The organism is Ohtaekwangia koreensis (assembly GCF_900167975.1).
In the GTDB taxonomy this organism is placed as follows: domain Bacteria; phylum Bacteroidota; class Bacteroidia; order Cytophagales; family Cyclobacteriaceae; genus Ohtaekwangia; species Ohtaekwangia koreensis.
The window spans coordinates 2,126,801-2,152,072 of record NZ_FUZU01000001.1 but is presented as its reverse complement, the minus strand read 5'-3'; the positions used below and the strand labels follow the sequence as shown (position 1 = coordinate 2,152,072).

General features: G+C 43.4%; 18 protein-coding genes. 7 read left to right on the top strand and 11 right to left on the bottom strand.

Annotation, left to right across the window (positions count from 1 at the left end; translation table 11 throughout):
- Nucleotides 1–107 precede the first annotated feature (107 nt).
- Nucleotides 108–3,404, bottom strand: a complete 3,297-nt coding sequence (locus B5Y40_RS08805; RefSeq protein ID WP_079686306.1) for a DUF7948 domain-containing protein — start codon at nucleotides 3,402–3,404, stop codon at nucleotides 108–110.
- Nucleotides 3,405–3,875: 471 nt separating this feature from the next.
- Between B5Y40_RS08805 and B5Y40_RS08800 the strand changes: the two genes are divergently transcribed.
- From B5Y40_RS08800 to B5Y40_RS08785, 4 genes are all read left to right on the top strand, one after another.
- The gene (locus B5Y40_RS08800; RefSeq protein WP_079686305.1) at nucleotides 3,876–4,658 is read left to right on the top strand and encodes a hypothetical protein; all 783 of its coding nucleotides are present in this window, start codon (nucleotides 3,876–3,878) and stop codon (nucleotides 4,656–4,658) included.
- Nucleotides 4,659–4,795: 137 nt separating this feature from the next.
- Nucleotides 4,796–5,230 carry a hypothetical protein gene (locus B5Y40_RS08795; protein ID WP_079686304.1) on the top strand — a complete coding sequence of 145 codons (435 nt, stop codon included), beginning with the start codon at nucleotides 4,796–4,798 and terminating at the stop codon, nucleotides 5,228–5,230.
- A gap of 1 nt (nucleotide 5,231) precedes the next feature.
- The gene (locus B5Y40_RS08790; protein WP_079686303.1) at nucleotides 5,232–5,621 is read left to right on the top strand and encodes a VOC family protein; all 390 of its coding nucleotides are present in this window, start codon (nucleotides 5,232–5,234) and stop codon (nucleotides 5,619–5,621) included.
- A 25-nt stretch (nucleotides 5,622–5,646) separates the two neighbouring features.
- On the top strand, nucleotides 5,647–6,162 hold the full coding sequence (locus B5Y40_RS08785; RefSeq protein WP_079686302.1) for a L,D-transpeptidase family protein: 516 nt from the start codon (nucleotides 5,647–5,649) through the stop codon (nucleotides 6,160–6,162).
- A gap of 175 nt (nucleotides 6,163–6,337) precedes the next feature.
- On the opposite strand, the gene B5Y40_RS08780 is transcribed toward B5Y40_RS08785, so the two are convergent.
- The 7 genes from B5Y40_RS08780 to B5Y40_RS08750 all read right to left on the bottom strand — a co-directional run bounded on the left by B5Y40_RS08780 (nucleotide 6,338) and on the right by B5Y40_RS08750 (nucleotide 18,433).
- Nucleotides 6,338–7,432: an MFS transporter gene (locus tag B5Y40_RS08780; RefSeq protein WP_245840502.1), complete on the bottom strand. Its 1,095-nt coding sequence runs from the start codon at nucleotides 7,430–7,432 to the stop codon at nucleotides 6,338–6,340.
- Between the two features lie 96 nt (nucleotides 7,433–7,528).
- Nucleotides 7,529–9,397 carry an FAD-dependent oxidoreductase gene (locus tag B5Y40_RS08775; RefSeq protein WP_221408880.1) on the bottom strand — a complete coding sequence of 623 codons (1,869 nt, stop codon included), beginning with the start codon at nucleotides 9,395–9,397 and terminating at the stop codon, nucleotides 7,529–7,531.
- A gap of 36 nt (nucleotides 9,398–9,433) precedes the next feature.
- Nucleotides 9,434–11,437, bottom strand: a complete 2,004-nt coding sequence (locus B5Y40_RS08770; RefSeq protein ID WP_079686301.1) for an FAD-dependent oxidoreductase — start codon at nucleotides 11,435–11,437, stop codon at nucleotides 9,434–9,436.
- A 63-nt stretch (nucleotides 11,438–11,500) separates the two neighbouring features.
- Nucleotides 11,501–12,940 (bottom strand): RagB/SusD family nutrient uptake outer membrane protein, encoded by a 1,440-nt coding sequence (locus tag B5Y40_RS08765; protein WP_079686300.1) that lies wholly within the window; start codon nucleotides 12,938–12,940, stop codon nucleotides 11,501–11,503.
- 94 nt (nucleotides 12,941–13,034) lie between these two features.
- On the bottom strand, nucleotides 13,035–16,358 hold the full coding sequence (locus B5Y40_RS08760; protein WP_245840501.1) for a SusC/RagA family TonB-linked outer membrane protein: 3,324 nt from the start codon (nucleotides 16,356–16,358) through the stop codon (nucleotides 13,035–13,037).
- Nucleotides 16,359–16,545: 187 nt separating this feature from the next.
- Entirely contained in the window at nucleotides 16,546–17,661 is a 1,116-nt protein-coding gene (locus tag B5Y40_RS08755) for a FecR family protein (RefSeq protein ID WP_079686299.1), read from the bottom strand.
- Between the two features lie 175 nt (nucleotides 17,662–17,836).
- Complete coding sequence (locus B5Y40_RS08750; protein WP_079686298.1) at nucleotides 17,837–18,433, bottom strand: RNA polymerase sigma factor; 597 nt, start codon at nucleotides 18,431–18,433, stop codon at nucleotides 17,837–17,839.
- 216 nt (nucleotides 18,434–18,649) lie between these two features.
- On the opposite strand from B5Y40_RS08750, the gene B5Y40_RS08745 reads away from it, so the two are divergent.
- On the top strand, nucleotides 18,650–20,116 hold the full coding sequence (locus tag B5Y40_RS08745; protein WP_079686297.1) for a potassium/proton antiporter: 1,467 nt from the start codon (nucleotides 18,650–18,652) through the stop codon (nucleotides 20,114–20,116).
- 15 nt (nucleotides 20,117–20,131) lie between these two features.
- Here the strand turns inward: B5Y40_RS08745 and B5Y40_RS08740 are convergent, their stop codons facing one another.
- Nucleotides 20,132–21,448: a PQQ-dependent sugar dehydrogenase gene (locus tag B5Y40_RS08740; protein WP_079686296.1), complete on the bottom strand. Its 1,317-nt coding sequence runs from the start codon at nucleotides 21,446–21,448 to the stop codon at nucleotides 20,132–20,134.
- A 17-nt stretch (nucleotides 21,449–21,465) separates the two neighbouring features.
- Complete coding sequence (locus tag B5Y40_RS08735) at nucleotides 21,466–22,239, bottom strand: TerC family protein (RefSeq protein WP_079686295.1); 774 nt, start codon at nucleotides 22,237–22,239, stop codon at nucleotides 21,466–21,468.
- A 247-nt stretch (nucleotides 22,240–22,486) separates the two neighbouring features.
- Here B5Y40_RS08735 and B5Y40_RS08730 point away from each other — a divergent pair, with 247 nt between their 5' ends.
- A complete protein-coding gene (locus B5Y40_RS08730; RefSeq protein WP_079686294.1) occupies nucleotides 22,487–22,861 on the top strand; it encodes a hypothetical protein in 375 nt (124 codons plus the stop codon).
- Nucleotides 22,862–22,950: 89 nt separating this feature from the next.
- On the opposite strand, the gene fucP is transcribed toward B5Y40_RS08730, so the two are convergent.
- On the bottom strand, nucleotides 22,951–24,177 hold the full coding sequence (fucP, locus tag B5Y40_RS08725) for an L-fucose:H+ symporter permease (protein ID WP_079686293.1): 1,227 nt from the start codon (nucleotides 24,175–24,177) through the stop codon (nucleotides 22,951–22,953).
- Nucleotides 24,178–24,477: 300 nt separating this feature from the next.
- Here fucP and B5Y40_RS08720 point away from each other — a divergent pair, with 300 nt between their 5' ends.
- On the top strand, nucleotides 24,478–25,263 hold the full coding sequence (locus tag B5Y40_RS08720) for a murein L,D-transpeptidase catalytic domain family protein (RefSeq protein ID WP_079686292.1): 786 nt from the start codon (nucleotides 24,478–24,480) through the stop codon (nucleotides 25,261–25,263).
- Nucleotides 25,264–25,272 lie beyond the last annotated feature (9 nt).

Sequence of the window (25,272 nt, the reverse complement as noted above, 5' to 3'; positions counted from 1 at the left end):
TTGTATACTTCTAATTGGAGAGCAAGATAGCACGCGAAATCTAAACCCGCCCGATAAATCTCTTCACAAAAGAAGTATATAGTCTACCACTTGTAGCGGTGAAATATTTAATCACCCTTGATTACCTGCACCCAACTCTTGCAGGTAGCATGGTTCTGAACCGTGACTTCGAAAAAATAAACACCCGATGCAAGGCCTTCAGCCGTCCAATCGTTTTTATAGTCAGCAGCTTCATATACTTTCTTCCCCCACCGATTGTACACTACCAGTGCCGTTGTAAATCCAAAGTTGGAAGGCGTTTCTCCTTTTACCTTTCCATATTGAACAAACAATGCCTGATTCAAATCATCGCCATTGCCCGGTGTGATCACGTTCGGGATTTTCAGTGTGTATACCGGAATAGGCTGTATATTCTCTGTGATGCATACACTGTTGCCAATGGTTCTAACAGCCACCAACTTTACCGGGTAGGTACCATCGTCTTTATACTCATGATCGGTTTCGGGTTCATCTGAAGTAGTGCCATCTCCGAAATCAAAAAATATACGGTCCGTTACTTCCAGGCTATCCGTCAAACTGCGCACATGTATAGCAGGTAAGGTGAAACAATTTTCCTGACGTTGCATTTCAAACTCTGGCGTCACTACCGGAATTACACTTAGCTGAATGGTGTCTCTATGAATACAACCACTCGCTTCGGTAACGGTTATATAGTACGTGGTAGTATCGGTCGGCTTTACTACGGGGTTAGCAGCGTTGGACTTAAACAAGCCATCTGCACTCGTCCAGGAATATATAGCACCTCCGCTCGCCTTCAGCCTATATTCCTTGCCCAGGCACAATTCATCATCCCCCTGAATGGTCGCTTCTGCATTGAATATGTCCACAATGGTAGAGACTGAATCTTTTACTTTACACGTTCCCGGGTCAATGGCTTTCAACCACACTGTATATCTTCCGATGTCCTTATACTGATGTATAATCATGGACTTGTCCGTCTTGGTAATTACTGTACCATCACCCAACCTCCATTCAAACGTCTCACCTCCGGTACTGAAATTCTGGAATACAATTTTATCAGGCATGCAAACTTTGTTTAGACCCGGCATATCAAGTGTTACCGAGTTTGTTTGCAGCCGTGCCTTCAGTGATGAAAGATCGAATTTGAAAGCGAGGTTATTACAATTCCGACTTCGGTTTGTTCGCGACCACGCACCCGGTGTTGTGGGGAAATCAGAAAATGGTCCACGGCATCCCGAACATACAGCATGGTACACAATTCCGTTTTTATCAAAGCGACTTGTACCACCGTCCACATGTGTTTGCGACTGACCGCCTCCTAAAAATGTACCGTACAAAAACTGAGTAGCATCATCGGTGAGCACTATAAAATAAAAGTCATTACCGGAGGTTTGGGATTGCAATGCATCCGCGGAAACGCGCATACCGCTTGTACCGCTTCCTGGCCAATTATTCGAATTAAGATCTCCTCCCCACCCCGACATATATAGGTTGTTACATTCGTTCACCAAAAATGCTGTAGGAGAAATATCCGGTGTACCACGCCCTGATCCGAACACGGTAGAAAATTTGAGAGCCCTCAACGTATTATCAAACTTCTGAATAAACTGGCCACTGTTTGCATTGCGATATACATTGGAAGGCGTTATCGGCATCTTTCCGGAAGTCTGTCCATATACATATATCTCTCCGGCTTCATTCATATCCAGAAAGTATATCTGATCAAAGGAGGATGTACCGGTATAGGTGGCATAATATATATCGTTTCCCGTATTGCTAACTTTTGCAATCCATCCGTCAGCATCCCCTGCCAATGTTTTCTGGTAAGGAAGTGCCGTAACAGGAAAATCACTACTGGTGGTACCACCCGCAACAAATATATCGTTGTTGGCATCGAGTTTCAATGTATGAGAAGCATCTGAACCACTCCCTCCCAGGTAAAGGGAAAACATCAGCTGGCTGAGATTCGCATCCATCTTAAACACGATAGCATCCGTTAGTCCTCCATTGTATGTATTGTCTTTACTGAGCGCTTCCGGAAAATTATCTGATAGTGTAACCGAGCTCACATAAATATTACCCTGTACATCTGTTATAACATCTCCACGGAGTTCATCACCATAATTTTTTGTCAGGGCACTGCCATCAGGATTCAACCCATCGTTCTTAGTCCCGCCTATATATGTAGATGCCAGCAATGTACTTCCATCTTTACTGATACGGGAGATGACTATATCTGAGCCATTAGTATAAGTCACCACGTGTGACACCTCATCACCGCCGTTGTACGATCTGTCGAACGCAGTAGCCGTAGTTGGGAAATTTGAAGAGCTGGTGGTACCCATCACAATGAGTTCTTCGTTTGCATTCATCACCAGGCTATGCGGTGATTCTGACTGGGAGCCACCCAGGTAAGATGCATATAACATCTTGCTTCCGGCTGAATCATATTTCAATATACCTATATCATACAAGCCTCCATACGAAGTTTGAAAAGCTCCTGCTGTGGCCGGATATACCCCGCTATATACTGCCTGAACATAATGATTGGTAACACCGGCAGAATACAGATTACCTTTTTCTCCTGGTGTGGCTGTGCTGCCCCAGTTATCAGCGGCCGAGCCGGAATAGGTTGAGAAGATCAGCAACGGATCAATGGTAAGTTCATAACACGGATCATAGCCGGCAGGAAAATGAAAGGAAAGTATATTGTTTACCAGTTGATATTCACATTCCACTAAAACTTTACGCCCCTCGATAAACTGCCAGGCTACAGGCTTCTTTTCGATGATGTCAGCAAGGGGTGTTGATACATGTAGATCGCCTTGTCGAAGCTGAAGCGATGCAGCACCGCTATACTCTACAACGATTTGTGCAGGATCTGCATTGGGAGCAACGATGAGATCGTACTTCACGTGTTCTCCGGATGAATATACTTTGAGGTCTATACCGGTATATAATGAAGGGTATATAAATCCCTGGTAAGCATACGCCCGGGATGCCCAACGACATGAATCACTTCCGATAAAATAGTTATAGTATTCAGATGATTTACCAAAAGGAAGCGGTGTACCTGATCGGTTAGCTCCGGCAAAGTTCACGTGCACAGCATACCCCTCAATCTGGTCGTCCAGAATGTCAGCTTCATTCTTATCGTTTGCATGGTGGGAGCGCTCATGGATCTGCTGAATCTTCTGCTCATCCAAAAAATAGTATACAAAGCGCCCGGGCTCAACTTGCATGTTGACACCCTGCACCCGCGTTGCAAACTGGATCGAGGAAGGCCATTGATTCTTATTCTCAATAAACTTTACAGGAGGTGCCGGATCGGTGGCCATTGCCAATCGGGCAGTAAAAAGTAACCAGGCTAGCAAGACTCTCATAGTAACCTTCGTAGTAATCCAATATTAAAAAATACCCGGCTCTGAGTGGTTAAGATAAGCGTAAATCCGGACATGTAAAAGAGCCGAAAGATTAAACCAAAGCAAGGAAAATGCACCCCTTGATAAGGGCTTCTGCTTTAGGTCATCTTAATGCGTTGTCTGGGTTGGAATTTTCGAAATCAACAAAATGCGACCTGTAAAGCCGCGAATTTATACCGCACATGCAAACGTTTTATTGGCGGCCGAATGGACATATTACTTTTTATAAAAATATTTATATGTGAAAACATGTATATATCCATAAATCATCCCTAATCTTGCGCCTCCTAATCCCGACCGCAGTCATTATATATAGGCATTTTAATTTTTGTTTTGCGTATGATTTAATCTCCTGATTACACAAAAAATCTCCCTTCATTCAGGCCCCCTTCCTGAAGTAATCAATCTACTTTACCTAATTATTTACAACTAGTGAAAAAACTAATTGGCATTTTCATTGCCATTACGTGGACCTTTTGTGCTTACGGACAAAACAAATTCGGAAATCTATACGTGACATGGGGATACCACAGAGATCAATATAGCAGAAGCGACCTTCATTTTAAAGACAATCAAACCGATGACTATAACTTTACTTTGGAAAATGCCAAAGCTAAAGATAAGCCGGATATGCATGATCTCTTTCGTACACCGCTTACAGTTCCGCAGTATGTTATAAACTTCGGATACTTCTTTGCCAAGAAATCTGATTGGGGGATTGAAGTAAGCTGGGATCATTTAAAATATGTAGTGGTTGATAATCAGATGATGCACCTGAAAGGAGACATACGTGGTAAACATTACGACCTCGATACACTCGTTACTCCTTCTTTCGTTCACGTCGAACATACCAATGGCAATAACTATTTAATGGTGAGTGCTGTAAGAAGAATCAGAGTCCTTCAGCAGACGCATGTAAAAAATCATCTCAGCCTTCTTATCAAAGCAGGTGCCGGTGGTCTCATCCCTAAAACAGACTCGTATATTATGGGCAATCACAACGATGGTCCTTTTCGCCTGAGCGGATTCGTAGTTGGTTCCAGTGTTGCGGCTCGTTATGACCTCTTCAAGTATTTATATGTAGAAGGAAGTATAAAAGGAGCTTTCGCTGACTATACATCGGCGAAGGTATATGAGCAAGGGCGCATTAAACACACATTCTTCTCCGTACAGTATATTTGGTCTGCGGGAATCAATGTTCCCTTGCACATCTAAAAAATCCGACACGCTTTACGTTCAGTATACGTTACTTTATAATCTTCCGAAAAATGCCATTCAGTATTGAGTGGCATTTTTGATTTACAGACTCCGGATAAAAGAAATTGTGTATACTTGAAGTGTTATACCAGGCTATGGAACAACCACCGAAGAAGAAATTCAACATCCAGATAATTGTGGGAATAATCACTACTGCGATCGTATCGATTATTGTACAACAATACTTTTTTAAAACTCCTTCGTATGACGAGGCTATAAAAAAAGCGGCAACAGAAATAAACAAAACGTGTCCGTTGATGGTGGATACTGAAACGCGACTGGACAGTGTAGAAGCTTTTGGAAGAATGTTACAATACAACTATACACTTGTCAACATGGAGAAAGCGAGCGTAGATACAACAGATCTGAAAAATTTTCTAGAGCCTACGATCCTTAATAATATGAAGACGAGCCCTGAACTTAAATATTATAGAGACTGTAACGCCACCCTGGCGTACCTCTATCTGGATAAGAACAAGCAACGGCTGCTTAAAATATCGATCACGCCAGACCGCTACAAAACACCTTAACATGCAAACTATATTTCAGATTACGCTTGTTGTTAACGATTATGACGAAGCGATACAATTCTATACTGATAAGCTAAATTTCACACTTGTAGAAGACACTGTTTTAAGCGAAACAAAACGATGGGTTGTTGTCGCTCCGCAGGGATCGGATGGTTGCAGATTACTGCTTGCCAAGGCAGCGAGTGATGAACAAAAGAAAAGTATCGGTAATCAAACCGGTGGGCGTGTATTCCTGTTCCTGCATACCGATGATATAGGGAGTGACTATACGCGCATGACAGCAAAGGGCGTCACCTTTGTACGCGAGCCCTCTGCAGAAGCCTATGGCACAGTGGCTGTATTTAAAGACCTGTATGGAAATCTTTGGGATATGATTGAGCCGAAGAAGTAAACATTGCAATACTCTATACCCTGTTATGAAAAGGATAGCCTTCGCAGTTCTGTTTTTGCTTATAAGTATACCCATCACTTACTATTTTTGGCCGGAGCAAAAACTACCTCCTAATACAAAGATTGATAAATTGATAGTAAATAAAGCCGAGCGAACCATGACGGCTTTTTCCAATGGCCGAGTCATTAAAGTATATACGGTATCGCTGGGCCAAAATGCTGTAGGCGACAAAGAATATGAGGGTGACAAACGGACTCCGGAAGGTAAGTATATCATCAACGCAAAGAATCCGAACAGCGGCTACTATAAAAACCTGGGTATATCTTATCCTGATAAAGCCGTCCTTCAGGAAGCTAAATCAAAAGGGATGAAGCCGGGTGGTGAAGTGAAAATTCACGGCTTAAAAAACGGAAATGGTTTCATTGGAAAATTTCACCGCATGCGAAACTGGACTGCCGGGTGTATTGCCGTGACCAATAATGAAATGGAAGAATTATATACTGCGGTGTCCGTGGGCACGCCTATAGTCATTAATCCATAGTCAGGAGTGACCGGCTCGGCGACCACTCCTGCCATATCTACGTTATCTTTCTTCAAAATCAAGATCTTTCCCGAAGGTCTCCTTCATTTTCCACAATGCGATCATGGCAATTATAATGGTTCCTGCACCAACAAAGGCAGCACTCTGAATCATACCAACATTTTCGCGCAGCAATTCAAATATAAATGTAAGCGGCAATACCGTGGCGCGTACTACATTCGGCACGGTGGTCGCTACAGTAGCGCGAATGTTTGTACCAAACTGTTCTGCTGCTATCGTGACAAACAATGCCCAATAGCCAATGGAGAAACCCAAGAAAGAAACACGTACTATAAAATATAGTAACCGACTGTTGCGAGAGCGTGAGATACAACGTTATGGCTACGCTGGTAATGATCATAAAAAGGAACACAACTTTTTTACGGCTTTTCAAAAACTGACTCAGGCTTCCGCTACTCAGATCGCCAAGCGACAGCCCTATATAACAGAACATAACAGCTTTGCCAGCATCAACAGCTCCGGGCAATGAAAGTGTCGAAGCAAATTCTGGTGAGAACGTAATCAGGATTCCAATGACGAACCAGATCGGCAACCCGATGAAGATACAACGCGTATAGCTTAGAAAGGTATTCGCCCTGGTAAACAACTGGAAGAAATTACCGCGCTGCACAGCCTTCTTCTTTGTGGATGAAAACATTCCTGATTCCGCCACACTATACCGAAGTAGCAAGAGGCACAAGCCAAGGCCGCCTCCAATCCCATAGGCTATACGCCAATCGGTATAGGCCGCCACAAAATAAGCCAGCACAGCCCCTAATAATCCTACCGAGGCAACCAATGCTGTACCGTATCCACGGATGTGCTTTGGCAATATTTCTGCCACCAGTGTAATGCCAGCACCCAGCTCGCCTGCCAATCCTATACCGGCTATAAATCGAAGTATAGCATACTCGGGAACGTTCGTAACAAAACCATTCGCCAGGTTTGCCAGCGAGTATAAGAGTATAGATCCAAACAATACCGATAACCGTCCACGCTTATCACCAAGTATTCCCCACAGAATCCCTCCAACCAAGAGCCCTGTCATTTGGACATTGATCAGGAAAATCCCTTCCTTCAGAAGTTGATCACCGCTTAACCCAAGTGCTTTTAGACTGGGCACACGAACTATACTGAATAACAACAAGTCATATATATCTACAAAGTATCCAAGCGCGGCAATAATTACCGGTGGCTGAAGAACTTGTCTCCAGGTGCTTTTTTCATTCATTCGAAAGATGATTTAGGAATTGACGGATGATAAGGGCACAATGCTGCAGCGTTCACTATATTAGTATATATAGATAGCGCTGCAGATCGTTTTACTCTATTCTAGTTTCTGATAAAGATCGCGTAACGCATCTCCCCTGCTTGTTTTACCGGGCTCAGCATTCACTTTTAGACCAGAGAGCTTCTCCCAACTTCCGATGGTTTCTGCATCGATGGGATCACCAAGTTTTGCCTGCCATGCCGGCAGATAACCACGGAGGGCCATGATCTGTATCACTTTAAATTCCGGACTTCCAGGTTTTACATCCTGAAAGTATATAAGTGTTGCCTGCTGATCAATGAGTATAGATTGCAAATCTTCGACCGTTATATTTCTTACTTTCATTTGCTTGTCGATGGCCAATGATGCGGCTATACCGGCCGCTTGTCCCAAGGCCATCCAGCAAGGCTCCATGCGGATCGTTGAAAAACCGATGTGACTTCCCGATACAGGCACTGGCAAAAGAAGATTGTCAACGGTCTTGGGAACAATTACACCATACGGCACCGTATATACCTGTGACGGGTAACTTAAAAAACCATCGAGATGAATCCGGTTAGGTTCGCGTTTTCTTACGGCATGTGAATCAAATGCATAATGACTGGCAGTAACACTTGATGTATGCACAGGAGGACGCTGACCCGGTGCAACTTCTGTAGCATCTTTCACGGTAAAGAAGTACATCCCTTCAAATCTTCTTCCCTCACGCACATATACCTGCCGTGGAAAATTATCATTATCGGTATACTCGTCTTTAGCAAAGCCCCACTCCTTTGCAGCTTTCCGAAAATGCTCGGGCAGTGCTTTATCATTCTGTGCAAACCAGATCAGGCCTTGTATATAGCTTCGAAGACGCAATGCATATCGGTCGCGCCATGCCCAACTGGATGTGGGCCATGGCCAGTTCTCCTCCGGAAGATCTGTAGATATAAATGCCATGTGCTGATTATTCGCATCCGTTTTGGCATTGGGCAGCGGTACCATGTTTGTAATTTTTGCAATGCCCCATACATCGCCCGGGATTTTACTGACGTTCCCTTTCTGAATATGCTTTCGGTTCTCCTCCAGCATCGCGGCTGTAACCTGTTGCATTTGTACACCGGTATGTCGGCCGGTCCACACGTCTTCAATCAACGATATATACTCTTCGCGATTATACGACAGAGGCTTTTTCACTTCAACCCGATTAGCCGGATTGTTGGTGAGGCACAAGCGATAGTTATAGGACTGCACAGCATTGTCGCCCTGAAACGTTGTTCCCGCCCCTTCAGTACCACCCCAGTATTTATATACTATACCTGCACCGCGCTCGTTGAATTCATCTTTACCTTCACGTCCAAGTCGAAAAGGAACATTTGCAGCAGCACCCAGGTCGCCTTCGTATGTTGCATCAATAAAGATCTTACCGGTATATTCTTCCCGCTGTTGGGATTCGCGATTTAGTATATAGATTTTCTCTATCCGATCATTCTGCATGACTATATTTTTTTCGGACACATCGAACTGCCGCATCTTGTGGATCGTTACTTTCGTTTTATGTTCTGCCAGCATTTGCTCCAGGATAATCTCTCCTACGGAAGGCTCGAAGTGGAATCCATCGGAACAATCTTTTACCTGCCTGGAATCTGCGCCATACTTGGCAGTATAGTATAGCTTAATCCGGTTAATGAAATCCAAAAATAAGCCGGTGGTAGCACCGCGTGTTGCGATATCAGTAGCCCCCAACCCATTTGCGGGTAAACCACCAATGTGATTGGTACGCTCTAGTATAACCGATGTCTTGCCTTCCTTTGCCGCTGCTATAGCAGACATGATTCCTCCGGGAGTTCCCCCTACTATAACAAGGTCATATTGCGCGAAAGAACATATTGATAAAAAAGAGAATATACTCAGGAATAAAATTTTCATGATGGATGTAGTCTTCATGTTAGCGGTAGCTTTTTAACATTGATGATAGCGGTCTCAATTGGCGGCAGGTACCCAGATGACTGCATCTGCAAGCACTTTACCATCGGAATCGGCCGAGGATATCTCCACGAAAGCTGTATTTCCTTTGGCAAGTGTATATTTACCAACATCGACCCACTCCCCGGAAGTCTGGCCTTCAACGATGATCTCGGAAGATTTAATAATATGAGAATATTGCTTCTTTCCGTCAGAGACCGTTACGGTAGTGCGCGAAGAGATACCCGACACTTTTGGGAAGTATATATATACATGATAAGATCCATTCTTCGGAATATCCGGAGTAAACCGTACGGATTGATTATTCTTGGATGCGGGATCGTTGACAAAAAATGAAGGTCCATAGCCACCTTTTTTCTCAGCAGTCCAGTTGCCTCGTTTAGTTACACGTTTGGTATCCTCGTTATCGACCAGTACATCAAAGAGGCTGCCATCCGCCAGCGGATTTGCCGCTAGCTCTTGCTGGAGCTTTGTCACATCAATGGCATGAATGCCGATGTTCTTGTTGATGGCCTGTACCGCAGCCGTTGCGGCCGATTGTGCGAGCACCATGAAAACAGGTTCCATGCGAATCGAGCCATACGCTATATGTGTAGCGGACAAACATACCGGCACTAAAAGATTCGTACACTCGGATGCCTTCGGTATGATAGAACCATACGCAATCGGGTAAGGGCCAAATCCGCCAATCTCCACATTGCCTTCATTCTTTACCTGGCCATTCACGACAATCCGTTGGCAGTTGTGAGAATCCATAGTATATGCCGCCATACCAACGCCATCTTTCACCACCAGCTTACCTTCGCAGTTTGCCTGGCTCATTACATAACTTCCCACCATTCGCCTGGCTTCGCGAATATAGAGTTGTGGCGACCAATGTCCATTGTCTATATATTCATCCTTCGGGTATCCCCACTTGAGCATTTCATCCCTCAGCTCCTTGGGAACACGCGGATCGTGTCCAAAAAAATATAGCAGGCCCTTAGTATACTGCTCATGCTCGTAAATAATCTGTTTACGTTGTTCGTAGTTTCCATCCGGATATTTATAGTTCATACCTATCATATCGGTAGAGAATCCACCGCGATTGTTAATATCCGTCTTGTTATTTGGCATGCGACTCCAAATGAAATAATCATCCAGTCTTTTCTTCTGCGGGAATGCTTTGAACAGACGAACTGCTAATTCATACCGCGTAGAGTCGTATTCTTCAGGCCTGGTAATTGGCACAAAATTATTCTTATCAGACGATAAACAAATGCGGTAATTATAGGCCTGCACTTTTTTATCACCCGTTCCTGCCGGTAATAATGCTTCACGGCTAACACCCCAGACCAAACCACTCTCTTGTCTTCCGGGAAGTATATAGGGATCTATACCTTCGGGGAACTGGTGCCCTTCCATCAGTTGCACGCCATTGATGGTTTCATTGAAGTCTTTATTATCTTCTCTTCCTACTACATACGAGACACCGGCTTTTGCCAGCACATCCCCCTCGTAGCTACAATCAATATATACCTTTGCCCGGATCACTACATTTTCAGCACTGCGGTTTGCAGAATGCTCCAGTGTAATCTCCGTGATTCGTTTGTCTTGCTTCCTTACTTCCTTTACACGATTCTCAAACAGCACTTGAAATTTGCCCCGGGCAACGTAATCTTTAAATATATCTTCTGCTACATGCGGCTCAAATGTCCATTGCTCAAATTTACCATAGTGCTGTCCCACACGCCTATAAAAATCACGCGCTAAACCGGTGATTGCATATTTGTTGCCGATATCAGTATATCCTAATCCCCCTGAACTCATTCCCCCCAGATGTCGACCCGGCTCGATCAGGATGGCGGTCTTGCCAAGTTTTTGTGCTGTATAGGCCGCTATAACTCCAGCCGAAGTTCCGCCATAAACACAAATATCCGTTTCAATAATTCGTTGGGCCCACAGAGGTGAATATAGTGACAAGAGTATAACGCATGCCGCTATGCATTTTTTAAAGATCATGCCGTAAAGTTTAGAATGTTATATATACAGGCACCCGCTATAGGCAGGTGCCTATTAAAAAAGCTAGTAACCTGTATTCTGATCAGAAGCGTCCAATGCTTTATTATAGAGCAGCTCCGAGTTCGGGATCGGCCAGAACATATGTTTCTCAGCAACGTCAATATTCTTCACTTCCTTGATACGTTGCTTCGCTATACCCAACCGTTTCAGATCAAGCCAGCGTTTACCTTCGTACATGGTTTCATAGCCACGCTCTTCTACTACCTGGTCAATAAATGTAGTGAGATCAAAATCGCCTATGGCAAAGTCAACCGGAGAAGGTGTATTCGCATCGTAACCATACGCTCTGCGATGTACTCTATTCAAACTCTCCAAAGCTTCCGCAGTGGGCGCATTGTTCGCGCGTGCATTGGCTTCCGCATGGAATAATAGAACATCGGCATATCTATACCATGGAAAATCATTACCAGCACCCAGGTTGGTGGCAATCGGATCTCTGTATTTCCGATACAGGCACGTGTTGGCTCCTAATCCTACATCTACATTATAGAGTATATGTGCCTTGCGGAGATCAGCCTTATCCCAGTTTTTGATAATACTATTTGATGCGGAATCAGTATATTGAGCATATACACCACCCGGACCATAATACTTATACTGTGTTGTGGCACGATGCGCATAGTTTACCAATCCGAATCCCTGCTGACGGGAATATTTAAAATAGAAGATCTCTTCGGATGTCGTCACTACCTCAGGGCCATAAATTTTCTGAAAATCCTCTGACACTGAAACCGGTACTAATGAATACTTGCCTGAAGCTATAACTTCCTGTGCTTTTGCACTCGACTCTTCCCACCGTCCCAGGTTCAGGTATATTTCCGACAGCAATGTTTTAGCAGCCCACTTCGTAGGCTTGCCGGGTTGTGCGGGCGCATCCGGCAGCGAAGCTTCGGCAGCCAGTGCATCACTTTCAATGAGCGCATATACTTCTTCTATACTGGCGCGCTCTACATTTATCTCCGTCATATTATTTTCAGTACGAAGCGGTACACCTTTCCAGTTTCGTACCATAACAAAGTATATCAGTGAACGGAGATACTTGGCTTCGCCAACGTATAAATCTATAGCGGCCTGCGAAATATCATTTCCGTTGGGCACGTTTTTGATTACAATATTCGCATTGCGAATGGACTGATAAAGATTGTCCCACACAGCACTTACACGCGTGATGTTGGTGTTATCAAGTCCCTGGTATAAACTCACGGGAGTCTGACTTCCGCGTGAATTACCATAGTCGACCATTCCTTCCTGCTGTGCAGGATAATTTATTCCAAATGCACCATCTGTGCGCATCGGGCCGTAGATCGCATTCACGGCAGCAGCAGCTTCATCGGCTGTGTTATAAAAAACTTCTGCTGATAAAGATTTAGGATTTTCCTCTAAAACTTCGCTGCAACCTGTTACGGCCAGCGCTGTAATTATATAGGTGAATATCTTTTTCATAATATAAGGTTTAAGAGCTTTTGCTATTGGCTATTCGGCCGCCAGCCTGGTGTGATGTACGAACGTGTGTGGTATACTTTCCAAGTATATATAATTAAAATCCAAGTCGTACGCCTACCGTCATCGATTTGGATGTTGGATAGCTGTAGTGATCTATACCCAGGCGAATAGAATTGGATCCACCGTATGAGTTGATTTCAGGATCATACCAGGAGTATCCCGTAAGGGTAATCAGGTTTTGTCCGCTCACATAGATCTGTGCTTTGCGTAGCCAGTTCAGATTGAAATTGCCTACCGGAAGATTATAACTTAGCTGTATATTTTTAAAACGCAGGTATGATCCATCTTCTACAAAGCGATCGGACACTTGTGTTTGTGTCGAGCGGCTGATGACCGGATACTTAGCATCCGTATTTTCTGGTGTCCAATGGTCTTCATATACTTCCCGCGGCATGTTCAATGCCTGACCATAATCCAAGGTCTGGTTCACAGCACTTAAGTTGAAGATGTCATTGCCGTATGAGCCCTGAATGAATACACTAAGCTCAAAGTTTTTATAGGCCATATTGGAATTGAATCCATAGATAAATTTAGGATTGGGATTTCCAATGATGCGCTTATCGCCTATATCCCGTGTTCCGTTAGCATTAAAATCTTCATATACTATTTTACCGTTAGCATCATACCCTTTCTCAACATAACCAAAGAAGGCACCGATCGACTCCCCTTCGCGCAGTATATTTATATTATCATTTACCACGGATATATCAATGGATTGTCCCAACACATCGTTACCGCCATACAGCTTCACTACTTTATTTCTGTTGATGGACATGTTGGCCGAAACATCCCACTGAAATGGCCCCTCCAGCACAACGGCACTGGCAGCGAGCTCAAGTCCTTTATTCTGAACTTTACCCACGTTCTGGATAGTATAGCCATACCCGAGTGATGAAGGCAGTGGCACGTTGTTCAACAAATCACGCGTATTCTTTACATAGTAATCCGCTGTTAACGTAAACCGATTCTGCAGGAACCCTATATCTATACCTACATCTGACTGCGCGGTGGTTTCCCATTTCAATGGACCTGCCAATCGTGTATCAGGAGCATAGTATGTAACCAGTGCATCGCCAAATACGACTTTCCCCGACACCAGCTGATTAAGCGTCTGGTATGGATTGATTGCTGTGCTTCCGGTTTCACCGTATCCTGCGCGTACTTTAAAGTCAGATATAAAAGATATACCTTTCATGAATTCCTCTTCTGATAATCGCCACGCCAACGATGCGGAAGGGAAGCTTCCCCACTTCTGCCCTTCGCTATAGCGTGAAGAACCATCGGCACGAAAACTGATCGTGGCCAGATATTTTTCGTTAAATGAATAATTTACGCGCGCCAGATAAGACAATAGGTGCCACTCTGAGAAAGATGAACTGGGTACGCCCTGTGTAGCCGCTGCTCCTATATCAAAGGACTCTTGTACATCGCTTACAAATCCGCTGCCGGATGCATTGAGTGTTGTAGTGGTATAATTCTGATAGGTAAAACCTGCTACTGCAGAGAGATTGTGCCGTCCGAATTCCTTGGTATAGCTCACCGTGTTTTCGCTCAGCACACTGCTGATCTGGGTTGTGCCCACAGAAGCCGATCCTGCCGAGTTAATAAATTTCTTTGTGGTATAGCCATCGGTACGATCTTCGGTATTTTCTATACCACCCAGTATTTTAATCGATAATCCTTCAATGGGTGTAAAGGTCAGTGCACCGTTGGTGAGTACTTTATTCGAACGGATGTGATCAGATTGCTGCTCGATATAGTTCAAGGGGTTGGTAATAACGTTGGATCCCCAGGAATATGCTGTCATCAGATTGGTATAGGTACCATCGCTGTTATAGGGTGTTTGTGTAGGATAACCCGATAGCATGGCAGAGATCAATGATCCTCCCCTGTTTCCGCCACCGGAATTTTTCCGGTCCGAATCAATGCGGCTTAATATAGTATTGAGATCGAATTTGAATTTTTTACTGATGTCGGTAGTAATATTCGCGCGTACTGAGTTGCGTATATAGTTACTTCCAATAATAATTCCGTCCTGGTTGAAATTGCTTCCGGAAATAGAGAAGCGTGTCTTTTCGCTGCCTCCATTTATAGTTAAGGAGTGATTTTGAATGGGCGCAGTTTGCAGTGCGAGTTCCTGCCAGTCGGTACCTTCACCAAATGAGTTTATCTCATCTTGTGTAAAATGCGGAGCGAGTCCATCGTTGGCGGCTTGCTCGTTGTAGAACAAAGCATACTCCTTCGCATTCATCATTTCAATTTTCTTACGAATAGTTTGCCAACCGTAGTAGCCGTCATAGTCTACTGTTGTCTTTCCCTGCTTGCCTCTTTTTGTTGTGATGATTACCACACCGTTTGCACCACGCGATCCATATATAGCAGTAGCCGATGCATCTTTCAATACTTGTATAGATTCTATATCTACATTGTTCAGCAAGGTAGGATTACCCGAATATGGGAAACCATCTACTACGTAGAGCGGTTCGTTGCTGCCCTGTAGAGAATTTGTACCGCGGATCCTTACGCTTATAGAACTTCCGGGTGCTCCTGTATTTTGCGAGATCTGTACACCGGGTGCTCTTCCGGAAAGTGACTGCACTAAATTTGTAGCAGGGTATGCATTCAGTTCTTCCGACTTGATAGACGCTACTGAACCGGTGAGATCAGACTTTTTTACTTCGCCATATCCCACCACAACCACTTCCTGTAATGAAGTGACATCAGCCGCCATGATTACGTTGATCGTTGTTTGATTTGCTATAGCAATCTCCTGTGTAAGGAAACCTATAAATGAAAAAACAAGTGTAGAGTTTTCATCTTCAACAGAAATACTATAGGCACCGTTCGCATCCGAAGTTGTGCCGACCGAAGAACCTTTCACAAGTATATTTACTCCGGGCAAAGGTTGATTCTGCTCATCGGTAATCGTTCCGGAGATGAGTATATCGTACGCTCCCGTGCTGCTATAGTCTTCCGGAGCACTATCACTCGAGCCGGTTCGCTCACGGGTGAGGACGATTTGGTTACCGTCTGCCTCAAATACAATATGCAGCGGTTCAAGGATCTGTTTCAGGAGATCTCCGAGGCGCTCGTCTGTTGCCGTTAAGCTGACGTGTTCTTTCGGAGAGATCAGCTGCGACTGATATAAAAATTTAACGTCTGAAGTACGTTCAATTTTTTGTAACGCAGTACGAAGATTTACGTTCTTTAATTCAATCGTAACCTTCTTTTCCAACACTTGTGCAGTGATTTCACTGGCGTGAGCCACGCCTAAAAAAGTAAGGAAGTAAATAAAGTGAATGAATGAAACCCTCATAATGAACAATAGATGTCCATGAACTTGTAGTTCTTTTTTCATACTTTTGAAATGTTTTGTCTTGATGTGATACAGAGAGGCAACGCCCCCTCATCCTCGCCAGGATGAATATGGGTGGCATTCAGAACCGGTGGTGTTAGCCCACCATCGGTTTCTTTTTTTGGTAGTTATGTTTTCATAGTGTTGCTGGTTGAGTTTGGGTAAGTGTATATTCTTTCATCAGAGCATCTCATCGCGTACTACATCCCTTGCCGTAAACAATGATGTGCGAATCAATAATCTCGTAAGTAGCATCTATACCTTTGCAGATAAGTTTCATCTTATCGTATAGCGGAACATCCGATAACGAAGCGTTGATATAGCAATTGGAAAGTACTTCCTCATCGTACACGATCTCTACACCATAGGCATTTTCGATCGCTTTAAATACTTCACGGATAGGTTCATCTGTAAATTCAAATTCCAGCTTGGCAACGGGTACCAACACGCTTGGATTTTCTACGAGTGACTTCACCATCTTCATCGCGTTGCGTTCATATACCACCTGCTGATTGGGCATGAGTACAACACCTTCCACGCGGTCTACTTCGTCTTTAACAGGCGCTTTCTTTTTTTCTTTGCTCAGGTCTTTAAACACCGATACTTTTCCGGTCTTAACCTGCACCATTACCTTTTTTTCTCCTATGAAATTGCGTACGGTGAAGCTTGTCCCCAACACACGGGTAACAATCTCATTCGCATGCACAATGAAGGGGCGATTCGGATCTTTCTTTACTTCAAAGAATGCTTCACCGATCAAGTATACTTCACGGAGATCAATTTTAAAATGTTTAGGATACCGCAGCATACTATGGGGCTGCAATACAATAGATGTACCATCCTCCAGGATAATCGTTTTGGGTACATCGCCATTGTTAACTTGTTTCTCCAGATTTATCATAGCAATCACCGGGTGATGATTGACAGCAGGATGTCCCACGAAAACAACTCTGTAGCTATACCAACCTATACCCAGCACGATCATTACCATCGCTGCTTTACTATACCACTTGCGCCAGAAAGGTATCGTTCTCTTTTCTTCCTGCGCCAGCAGGTTCAATGTAACGGATATATCTTTCCATACCGCTTTTTGTTTTTCAGCATCGGGTATATGTTGAGGCTCCTCCAGTATAGCGCGGATCATCAGTTTCGCCTCCTCCACTTCTTCCTGGCGATGCGGGTATGCCTGCAGCCAGTTCGTCCAGAACACATCGAGGTCAGGGTACCGATGGGCATACTTTACCCACTTGATGAAGTCATCATCGGTAGCGAAATCTTCGGCACTAAAACGGGTATAGTCTTTCATACATGAAGTTAATTCAAACGATATAACAGCTAAAAGCAACGTTTTCTGAATTTAACTCACCTTCCGGAAAAAATATTTTTTTTAAGAAGTGTTGAAGACACACGTACGAGCAAAATCTTACTTCTTCTCAGAAGTATAGAGTATGGAAGTATATCGCTTGGGAAGAAAAAGATTGTCAGCTCAGAAGACAGAATAATGTCAGGCTGATAACATATTTGGCGTAGTGCCTGAGTTGTAGCAACCCGCGTTGAACAAGGTTGCGAGCTGACTGCTCGTTCACATTTAATATAGCGGCAATTTCATCGAACGCCATTTCATCGTAGTAGCGAAGTATAAGTGCTTCATATTGTCGAGGCGACAAATCACTCAAGAGCTTTTTCAGCCTATATATGCGTTGATGATTATCTTCTTCATCGATTAGATTTTCTTCGGAGGAAGGCGTTGATGCTTTCAATGCATCTTCAATGATCGATCCATCGGAAGTAAAATAACTATTGCGCGAATCATTGCGCATCAACCTTCTTCGTAAAGATCGGTATAAGTAAAAACGAACCGAAGTAGTGGAAGACAATGTTTTTCGGAAACGCCAGAGGTCTACAAACAGATCATGTATACCATCTTCAAGTGCTGCTTCACTTGTGCCGATCTTCCGGCCGTAATTATATAGCAACTTAAAATAACGATCATACAACCAGGAGAAAGCTTGCTCATCTCCCCCTCTCATGGCATCCCACTGCTGCAATTCCATATCGATTGTTGAATCTCCGTGCATGATCTTAATGCGTTGAAATAAATCAAATTATTTTACAAAAACCAACTCCGGTCTACATTTAAATCGTTTGAAATTTTTTATATAACTACAACGACCACTCGAAAAATACCGAAATAAGCACACTGGTGCAGATTTTACAGGGATCGATCAACACTCTAAAATCTTCGCTTTCGTTTTTTTATCTTTACCTTTTTTAGCTTTACGACTAGTCTGACCATGCTACTTTCCTCACACAACATTCTACTTTTAGGTTCACTTCTCCTGTTTGTCAGCATCATTTCAAGCAAAACTTCTTTCCGTTTTGGTATACCTGCATTGATACTATTTCTTATTGTTGGTATGGTTGCAGGATCGGATGGCCTTGGCGGGATATACTTTAACGATCCGAAGGTTGCTGAGTTCCTCGGAGTAGTAGCACTTACATTTATACTTTTCTCCGGAGGACTTGATACAAAGTGGGAAAGCGTAAAGCCCGTACTGAAAAGCGGAATATCATTATCAACCATTGGTGTGTTGATCACTGCTGCTGTTGTCGGAATCTTCTCTTCGTATTTTCTAAATATATCTCTAAAAGAAGGGTTGTTACTAGGTGCCATTGTATCCTCTACGGATGCCGCGGCTGTATTCTCGATTCTGCGCTCGCGTAATATAGGATTGAAGGGAAACATCCGCCCACTGCTCGAACTGGAGAGTGGCAGCAATGATCCCATGGCGTATTTCCTCACAGTCAGCTTTACATTCCTGGTTCAAAACCCGGATGCTTCCATTGTTTCATTGGTTCCTAAATTTCTCATTGGCATGGGATTGGGTACCGCTTGCGGGTATATATTTGGCAAGCTCATGATCTATATCACCAACAAGATCAAACTTGATATTGAAGGATTATACCCTGTATTAATATTATCGATGGTGTTCTTCACTTTCTCCTTTACAAACTTTATCGGTGGTAACGGTTTCCTGGCAATCTATATAGCGGCTATCATTCTGGGCAGCAGTAATTTTATTCATAAGAAAAGCTTAATGAAGTTCTATGATGGACAAGCATGGTTAATGCAAATCATCATGTTCCTTACATTAGGACTGCTTGTATTTCCGAGTCAGATCGTACCGTTTATAGGAAAGGGCGTGTTACTGGCGGTGGTGCTTATTTTTGTCGCACGACCTATCGCGGTATTTATAGCCCTGGCACGAGCGAACCTGCGCTGGCGCAAAAAATTATTTATATCCTGGGTGGGTTTGCGTGGTGCAGTACCGATCGTATTTGCTATGTATCCATTAATAGCAGGTATTCAGAATGCTCACATGATCTTTAATCTTGTGTTCTTTATATCCGTATCATCGGTGCTGGTGCAAGGCACCATGCTGCCCGTGGTAGCGAAGTGGCTGAAGGTAAGCGTTCCTGAAAAGCTCAAACGGAAATTTCCACTCGATATAGAAATCAAAGATGATCTGAAAGCAGAACTGCTCGAACTAGATATACCGGCTGACTCCCCTATAGCGGGTAAGGCTGTGGTGGAATTGGATTTACCGCGTAGCGCTTTAATTGTTTTAATCCACCGCGATGGCAAATACCTGACGGTGCGTGGTGATACGGTGATTGAAGGGAGCGATCACTTGCTTATTATGGCTGACACGAAAGATGTGGTTAAAGATATATATGCCTGCTTCCACCTGAAACTATAGAACGGCTATATATACTTACCGGGCACTTACGCGCCAAACGGTATTGGCTGCATCGTCTGCTACCAGCAAGGCACCATCTGCAGCAACGGTGACTCCTACCGGACGGCCATATACCTCATTCTTACTGGCGTCTTTAATAAAACCTGTAAGAAAATCTTCAGGTACACCGGGCTTGTTATTGTTAAAGGGAACGAAAACAACTTTATAGCCTGCAAGCGTAGACCTGTTCCAGGAACCGTGTTGTCCTATAAATGCACCGTTATGAAATTTAGCAGGAAACGCTTTTGAATCATAGAATGAAAATCCCAGAGACGCAGAATGTGCTTCAAGCTTTACTTCGGGAGTGAGTACATTTTTAAGAGAATCCGGTAACGGAAGGTCAACACCTGGATCATCGTGATTACCAAAATAGGTATAGGGCCATCCATAGAATCCATTCTCTTTTACACTGGTGAGATAGTCTGGCACAAGTTCATCGCCAAGATCATCGCGCTCATTTACGGCAGCCCAAAGTGTATGAGTACCAGGTTGTAAATCTATACCTACCGGATTGCGTAGTCCGCCTGCATAAACGCGAAGCCCCGATCCATCAGGATTGATCTCCAGTATATTTGCGCGGTGAAATTCATACTCCATTCCGTTCTCGCCATTGTTACTACCAGAGCCTACCGCTATGTATATCTTGCTGTCATTCTCGCTTGCTATAATATTCCGTGTCCAATGATTATTATACCCACCCGCAGGCAACGGAAGGATTTTCTCTCCTTTTGCTTTTATAGAGTTCTCGCCTGATTTATAGGGATAACGCCAGACACCATCGGTGTTAGCAACATAAAAATGATTGTTGAGTATGAGCATACCGAAGGGTTGTGTAAGACCCGATAAAAAGACATGGCGCTCATCAGGTTTACCATCTTTATTAGTATCACGGAACAGCGTAATACGATTTGCACTTTCGCCCAGGTTCTGCGAATCATCTTTACCTGTGAGTTCGTTCACAATCTTCTTTCCGCCTTTCGCTTCGGTATTTGCTTCCGAAACAAATATATCTCCGTTTTGTCCTATATAGATCCATCGTGGATTTCGCAGACTGTCTGCAAACTTCGTTACGGTAAATCCTTCGGGAGCAACAGGTGTTTTATTTGCAGGCCAACCCAGTACATTACAAAAATTCTTTACGGATTTGGTAGCGTAAGGAACCGGCAATGCGGTATCCTCCAGAGACGTTGCAACGGTATCTGTAGACGCCTTGATATTTTCCCGCTTACGCGAATTGCAAGCCGTTAAAAAAATTACGATCAGCAGAAAAGATATCCGGATGATGGCTTTCATTTATATATGCCGGTTGATTAAATACTACGTACCGTGTTGGTTGCTTTTACTTTCTTATCGGGTTCAGGGTCCACTTGAGTAATAACAACCGTCTTCTTTCTGATCTTCATATTCAACAGCTCTATACCCAGCGCAAACGCCATTGAGAAGTATATATATCCCCGCGGCACATGGACATGGAAACCTTCCACTACCAACAACGTTCCGATCATGACCAGGAAAGCAAGTGCGAGGAGCTTCATAGCCGGATGCTGATTAATGAAGTCGCTGATGGCGCGTGAAAAGAACAGCATCACGGATAGCGAGATCACCACTGCAATAACGATAATGATCACGTTTTCAACAAGACCAATGGCCGTCAGTATAGAGTCCAATGAAAAAATAAGGTCGATTAAAATAATCTGAATAATTGCTGCGCGCAGGCTCAATGGTTTGCTCTTCACTTCTGTTTTACCAGCGCCCTCAATCTTGGCGTGAATTTCCGATACGCTTTTACCAATCAGAAAAAGTCCACCGGCTAAGAGAATAATGTCGCGATAGCTGAGTTGAAAATCGTTGAACGTGAAAATTGGTTTCTGCAATCCAATGAGCCAACTCACTCCCAGCAATAGCAGTATTCTGGCAACCAGCGCGAGACCGATACCTAACGCTCGGGCTCTACTTTGTTGCGCTTGAGGAAGTCGCCCTGTTAGAATTGAAATAAAAACAACATTATCTATACCCAGAACAATTTCCAGGAATGTTAATGTTACCAAACTCACCAGTCCTTCGGTTGTTAAAATAGAATCCATGATCTTTCGCTATGCCCTCAACAGGCTTAAAATTCAGCGCCAGATCTTTTCTTGATGTATTTAAGACTTAATTATGCCGATATGTATCTGGTTGATCTGTTCATTGTACAAGATCTTCTACAGACATTCGCGCTTCATTGGAGAAAACGAATTGCTCATCATTACAAAATTATGCCTTGTCTCATTCATGAAAGCATATAGATGAAGCACTCCGATCTGTTCGTTTCTATAACAAACAAAATATAAAATGGGAGTTAAGTATAACTTTGTATCTTCATTACATCACCGCATTGCTACCATTACAGGTGTTATATTGATAATCGTTACAGCCTGTACCGATCATGATTCTTCGTCTACTGTCAGTTGCAGTGGCGTAACGGTATCATATGAAACGGATGTCAGTCCGATCATTCAATCATCGTGTGCTACCAATTCCAATTGTCATGGTTCAGGGAGTAATCATGGCCCAGGTGAGTTATTAACATATAGTGATGTATATAGCGCCCGGAACTCCATTAGCACAAGTGTAACAAGTGGTGATATGCCGAAAGAAGGATCGTTAACATCTGATGAGAAAAATGCAATCCTGTGCTGGATTACGAGCGGGGCTTCAAACAATTAATCGCATAATCACAATATATACATATAAGCAGGACCTCACCGGAATCAACATCCCAACAAGGTCCTTACTATAGCTTCAATTCTATTTCGTTATTTTCTTACTTTATAAAGTGTGTAGCCGTAGACAAAGATCACGGCATAGCAGATGATTGGCAGATAATACGCAGCGGCAATACTTTTGTTTGCTACAATTCCCATAATTGGCGGGAACAGCGCACCGCCTACTACGCCCATCACAATATAGGAAGAGGCCTGCTGGGTATACTTACCCATGTCTTTTAATCCTAAGCTAAATATAGTGGGAAACATTATGCTGAAGAAGAAGTTTAACATGATGAGCGACACAAAGGACACTGTGCCCCAGCTCTGTGCAATGATAATGCAGAGTACAATATTCGCCAACGCATATATGGAAAGTAATTTATTGGGAGCTATAAATCGCATCAGGAAAGTGGACAAAAATCTTCCGGCCATCATCGCTACCATGCTAAGTGAAAAGAAATAGGCACCACGTTCATCGCTCATGCCAGGATTGATTTCCACGCTATAGTTAATGAAGTATGCCCATGTTCCGCCTTGTGCTGCTACGTTAAAGAACTGTGCGATCGCTGCCCATACAAAATGAGAATGTTGAAATAGTTTCTTCTTGGGGATAACGGCTCCTGTCGATGCTATATCTATACTTGAATCATGTGGATCGGAAATGGGTGGCACTTTTACAAATGCAAACGATACTCCGATCACTGTGATTACGGATCCGATGGCTATATATAGGAACTTCACCGAATCAAGTTCATGCGAATAATCCTGGCCGGCACGAAGAATAAAAAATCCTCCAAGTAATGGACCCAGTACTGCCCCCAATCCATTAAACGATTGTGCGAAATTAATACGTTGATCACTCGTACGCTGATCTCCGAGTGAAGCCACAAAAGGATGCGCTACCGTTTCCAGTGTAGCCAGGCCACAGGCGAGAATAAACAGTGCACCACGAAAAAAAGTAAAGGACTCCGAGTTTGCTGCAGGCACAAACAAGAATGCGCCCAAGGCATATAGAAATAATCCGAGGAGTACTCCGTTTTTGTATCCGAATCTTTTCATGAATAACCCTGCAGGTATACCCATAACGGCATAGGCCCCGAAAATAGAGAATTGGACAAGGCCCGATTCGGATTTGGACACGCTCAATACATTTTGAAAATGTTTATTGAGCACATCGCCCATGGTGATCGCAATACCCCACAACATAAATAAGGATGTAACGAAAATCATGGTAACTAGATATTTCTTTTCTGTAAAGGCCGCTTTCAGGGTCATGATTGTAGAACTTTAGTGCTGAAATATAGTTTTCTGTCTGCATTTCCGGAACACATCACTTGGTTTTCCAGAGCATACTAACCTCTAACATAACTCACTTTATCGACATATCCATTATTTCACAGAAGAGAACTGTAGAAATCGCTACCCGTTACGTATACTTAAGATTGATTTTTTCGAAAGGCGCGGTTCATTTCGACTTGATTTAAGCTCAGATGTACTTTTTCGCGTTTTTTTAATTTTTTTAAAAATCCATTTCGTAGTTGCTTCGCATTGTCTTAAAATAACCCCCTCTTAAGAATGACATACGCAGTATATCTGTTGCTAGCTTGGTATTCCTTTTCGCCTGCACAACCCGCAAAATCAAATTACACTTCTTCTACAAAAATCAATGCAGTCGCAGACTCTTCTCACACAGAGCAATCTGTGGCTGTAAGTTTTGAAGACTCCATCCAATCACTTTATACATCTATAGGTCTTGAACAGTATGACCTGTCCTATAAAGTTTTCAGGTATGCCGTTATCGGATACTATACACTTCGGATGCAGGGAAAACTCAGCGATAAGAATTTGTTATCGATTATAGATTTCACTAAACCCAGTAGCAAAAAGCGTTTCTATACTATTGACATAGCGAGTCATACTGTAAAATTTTTCACGTATGTAAGCCATGGAAAAAATACGGGTGAGGAAATGGCTAAGTCATTTTCAAATATAGTACACTCCAACCAAAGCAGTCTTGGGTTCTATATAACAGCCGAGACCTATATAGGAAGTAAAGGATATAGCCTGAAACTGGATGGTGCAGAGAATGGATACAACGACAATATGCGCAAGCGTGCCGTTGTCATGCACGATGCTGATTACGTAAGCGAATACTGGATCAAGCATTATGGCCGGCTGGGAAGAAGCCAGGGATGCCCTGCATTGCCAAAAGAAATTTCAAAAGAAGTGATTAATACGATTAAAGATCACACTGCTATCTTCGCGTATTACAATGATGAAAATTATCTTTCTACTTCCAAGTATTTAAACCTGGATCAGTTGCTTGATAATTATAGCGTAATCGCTAAGCTCTCCAAGTAACAAACGCAA

Excerpts from the sequence above, each read along its gene's own strand:
- B5Y40_RS08770 (WP_079686301.1), bottom strand. The coding sequence starts at position 11,437 with ATGATCTTTAAAAAATGCATAGCGGCATGCGTTATACTCTTGTCACTA.
- B5Y40_RS08720 (WP_079686292.1), top strand. The coding sequence starts at position 24,478 with ATGACATACGCAGTATATCTGTTGCTAGCTTGGTATTCCTTTTCGCCT.
- B5Y40_RS08790 (WP_079686303.1), top strand. The coding sequence starts at position 5,232 with ATGCAAACTATATTTCAGATTACGCTTGTTGTTAACGATTATGACGAA.
- B5Y40_RS08760 (WP_245840501.1), bottom strand. The coding sequence starts at position 16,358 with ATGAAAAAAGAACTACAAGTTCATGGACATCTATTGTTCATTATGAGG.
- B5Y40_RS08805 (WP_079686306.1), bottom strand. The coding sequence starts at position 3,404 with ATGAGAGTCTTGCTAGCCTGGTTACTTTTTACTGCCCGATTGGCAATG.
- fucP (WP_079686293.1), bottom strand. The coding sequence starts at position 24,177 with ATGACCCTGAAAGCGGCCTTTACAGAAAAGAAATATCTAGTTACCATG.
- B5Y40_RS08765 (WP_079686300.1), bottom strand. The coding sequence starts at position 12,940 with ATGAAAAAGATATTCACCTATATAATTACAGCGCTGGCCGTAACAGGT.
- B5Y40_RS08795 (WP_079686304.1), top strand. The coding sequence starts at position 4,796 with ATGGAACAACCACCGAAGAAGAAATTCAACATCCAGATAATTGTGGGA.
- B5Y40_RS08745 (WP_079686297.1), top strand. The coding sequence starts at position 18,650 with ATGCTACTTTCCTCACACAACATTCTACTTTTAGGTTCACTTCTCCTG.
- B5Y40_RS08755 (WP_079686299.1), bottom strand. The coding sequence starts at position 17,661 with ATGAAAGACTATACCCGTTTTAGTGCCGAAGATTTCGCTACCGATGAT.
- B5Y40_RS08780 (WP_245840502.1), bottom strand. The coding sequence starts at position 7,432 with ATGAATGAAAAAAGCACCTGGAGACAAGTTCTTCAGCCACCGGTAATT.
- B5Y40_RS08785 (WP_079686302.1), top strand. The coding sequence starts at position 5,647 with ATGAAAAGGATAGCCTTCGCAGTTCTGTTTTTGCTTATAAGTATACCC.
- B5Y40_RS08735 (WP_079686295.1), bottom strand. The coding sequence starts at position 22,239 with ATGGATTCTATTTTAACAACCGAAGGACTGGTGAGTTTGGTAACATTA.
- B5Y40_RS08730 (WP_079686294.1), top strand. The coding sequence starts at position 22,487 with ATGGGAGTTAAGTATAACTTTGTATCTTCATTACATCACCGCATTGCT.
- B5Y40_RS08750 (WP_079686298.1), bottom strand. The coding sequence starts at position 18,433 with ATGCACGGAGATTCAACAATCGATATGGAATTGCAGCAGTGGGATGCC.
- B5Y40_RS08775 (WP_221408880.1), bottom strand. The coding sequence starts at position 9,397 with ATGAAGACTACATCCATCATGAAAATTTTATTCCTGAGTATATTCTCT.
- B5Y40_RS08740 (WP_079686296.1), bottom strand. The coding sequence starts at position 21,448 with ATGAAAGCCATCATCCGGATATCTTTTCTGCTGATCGTAATTTTTTTA.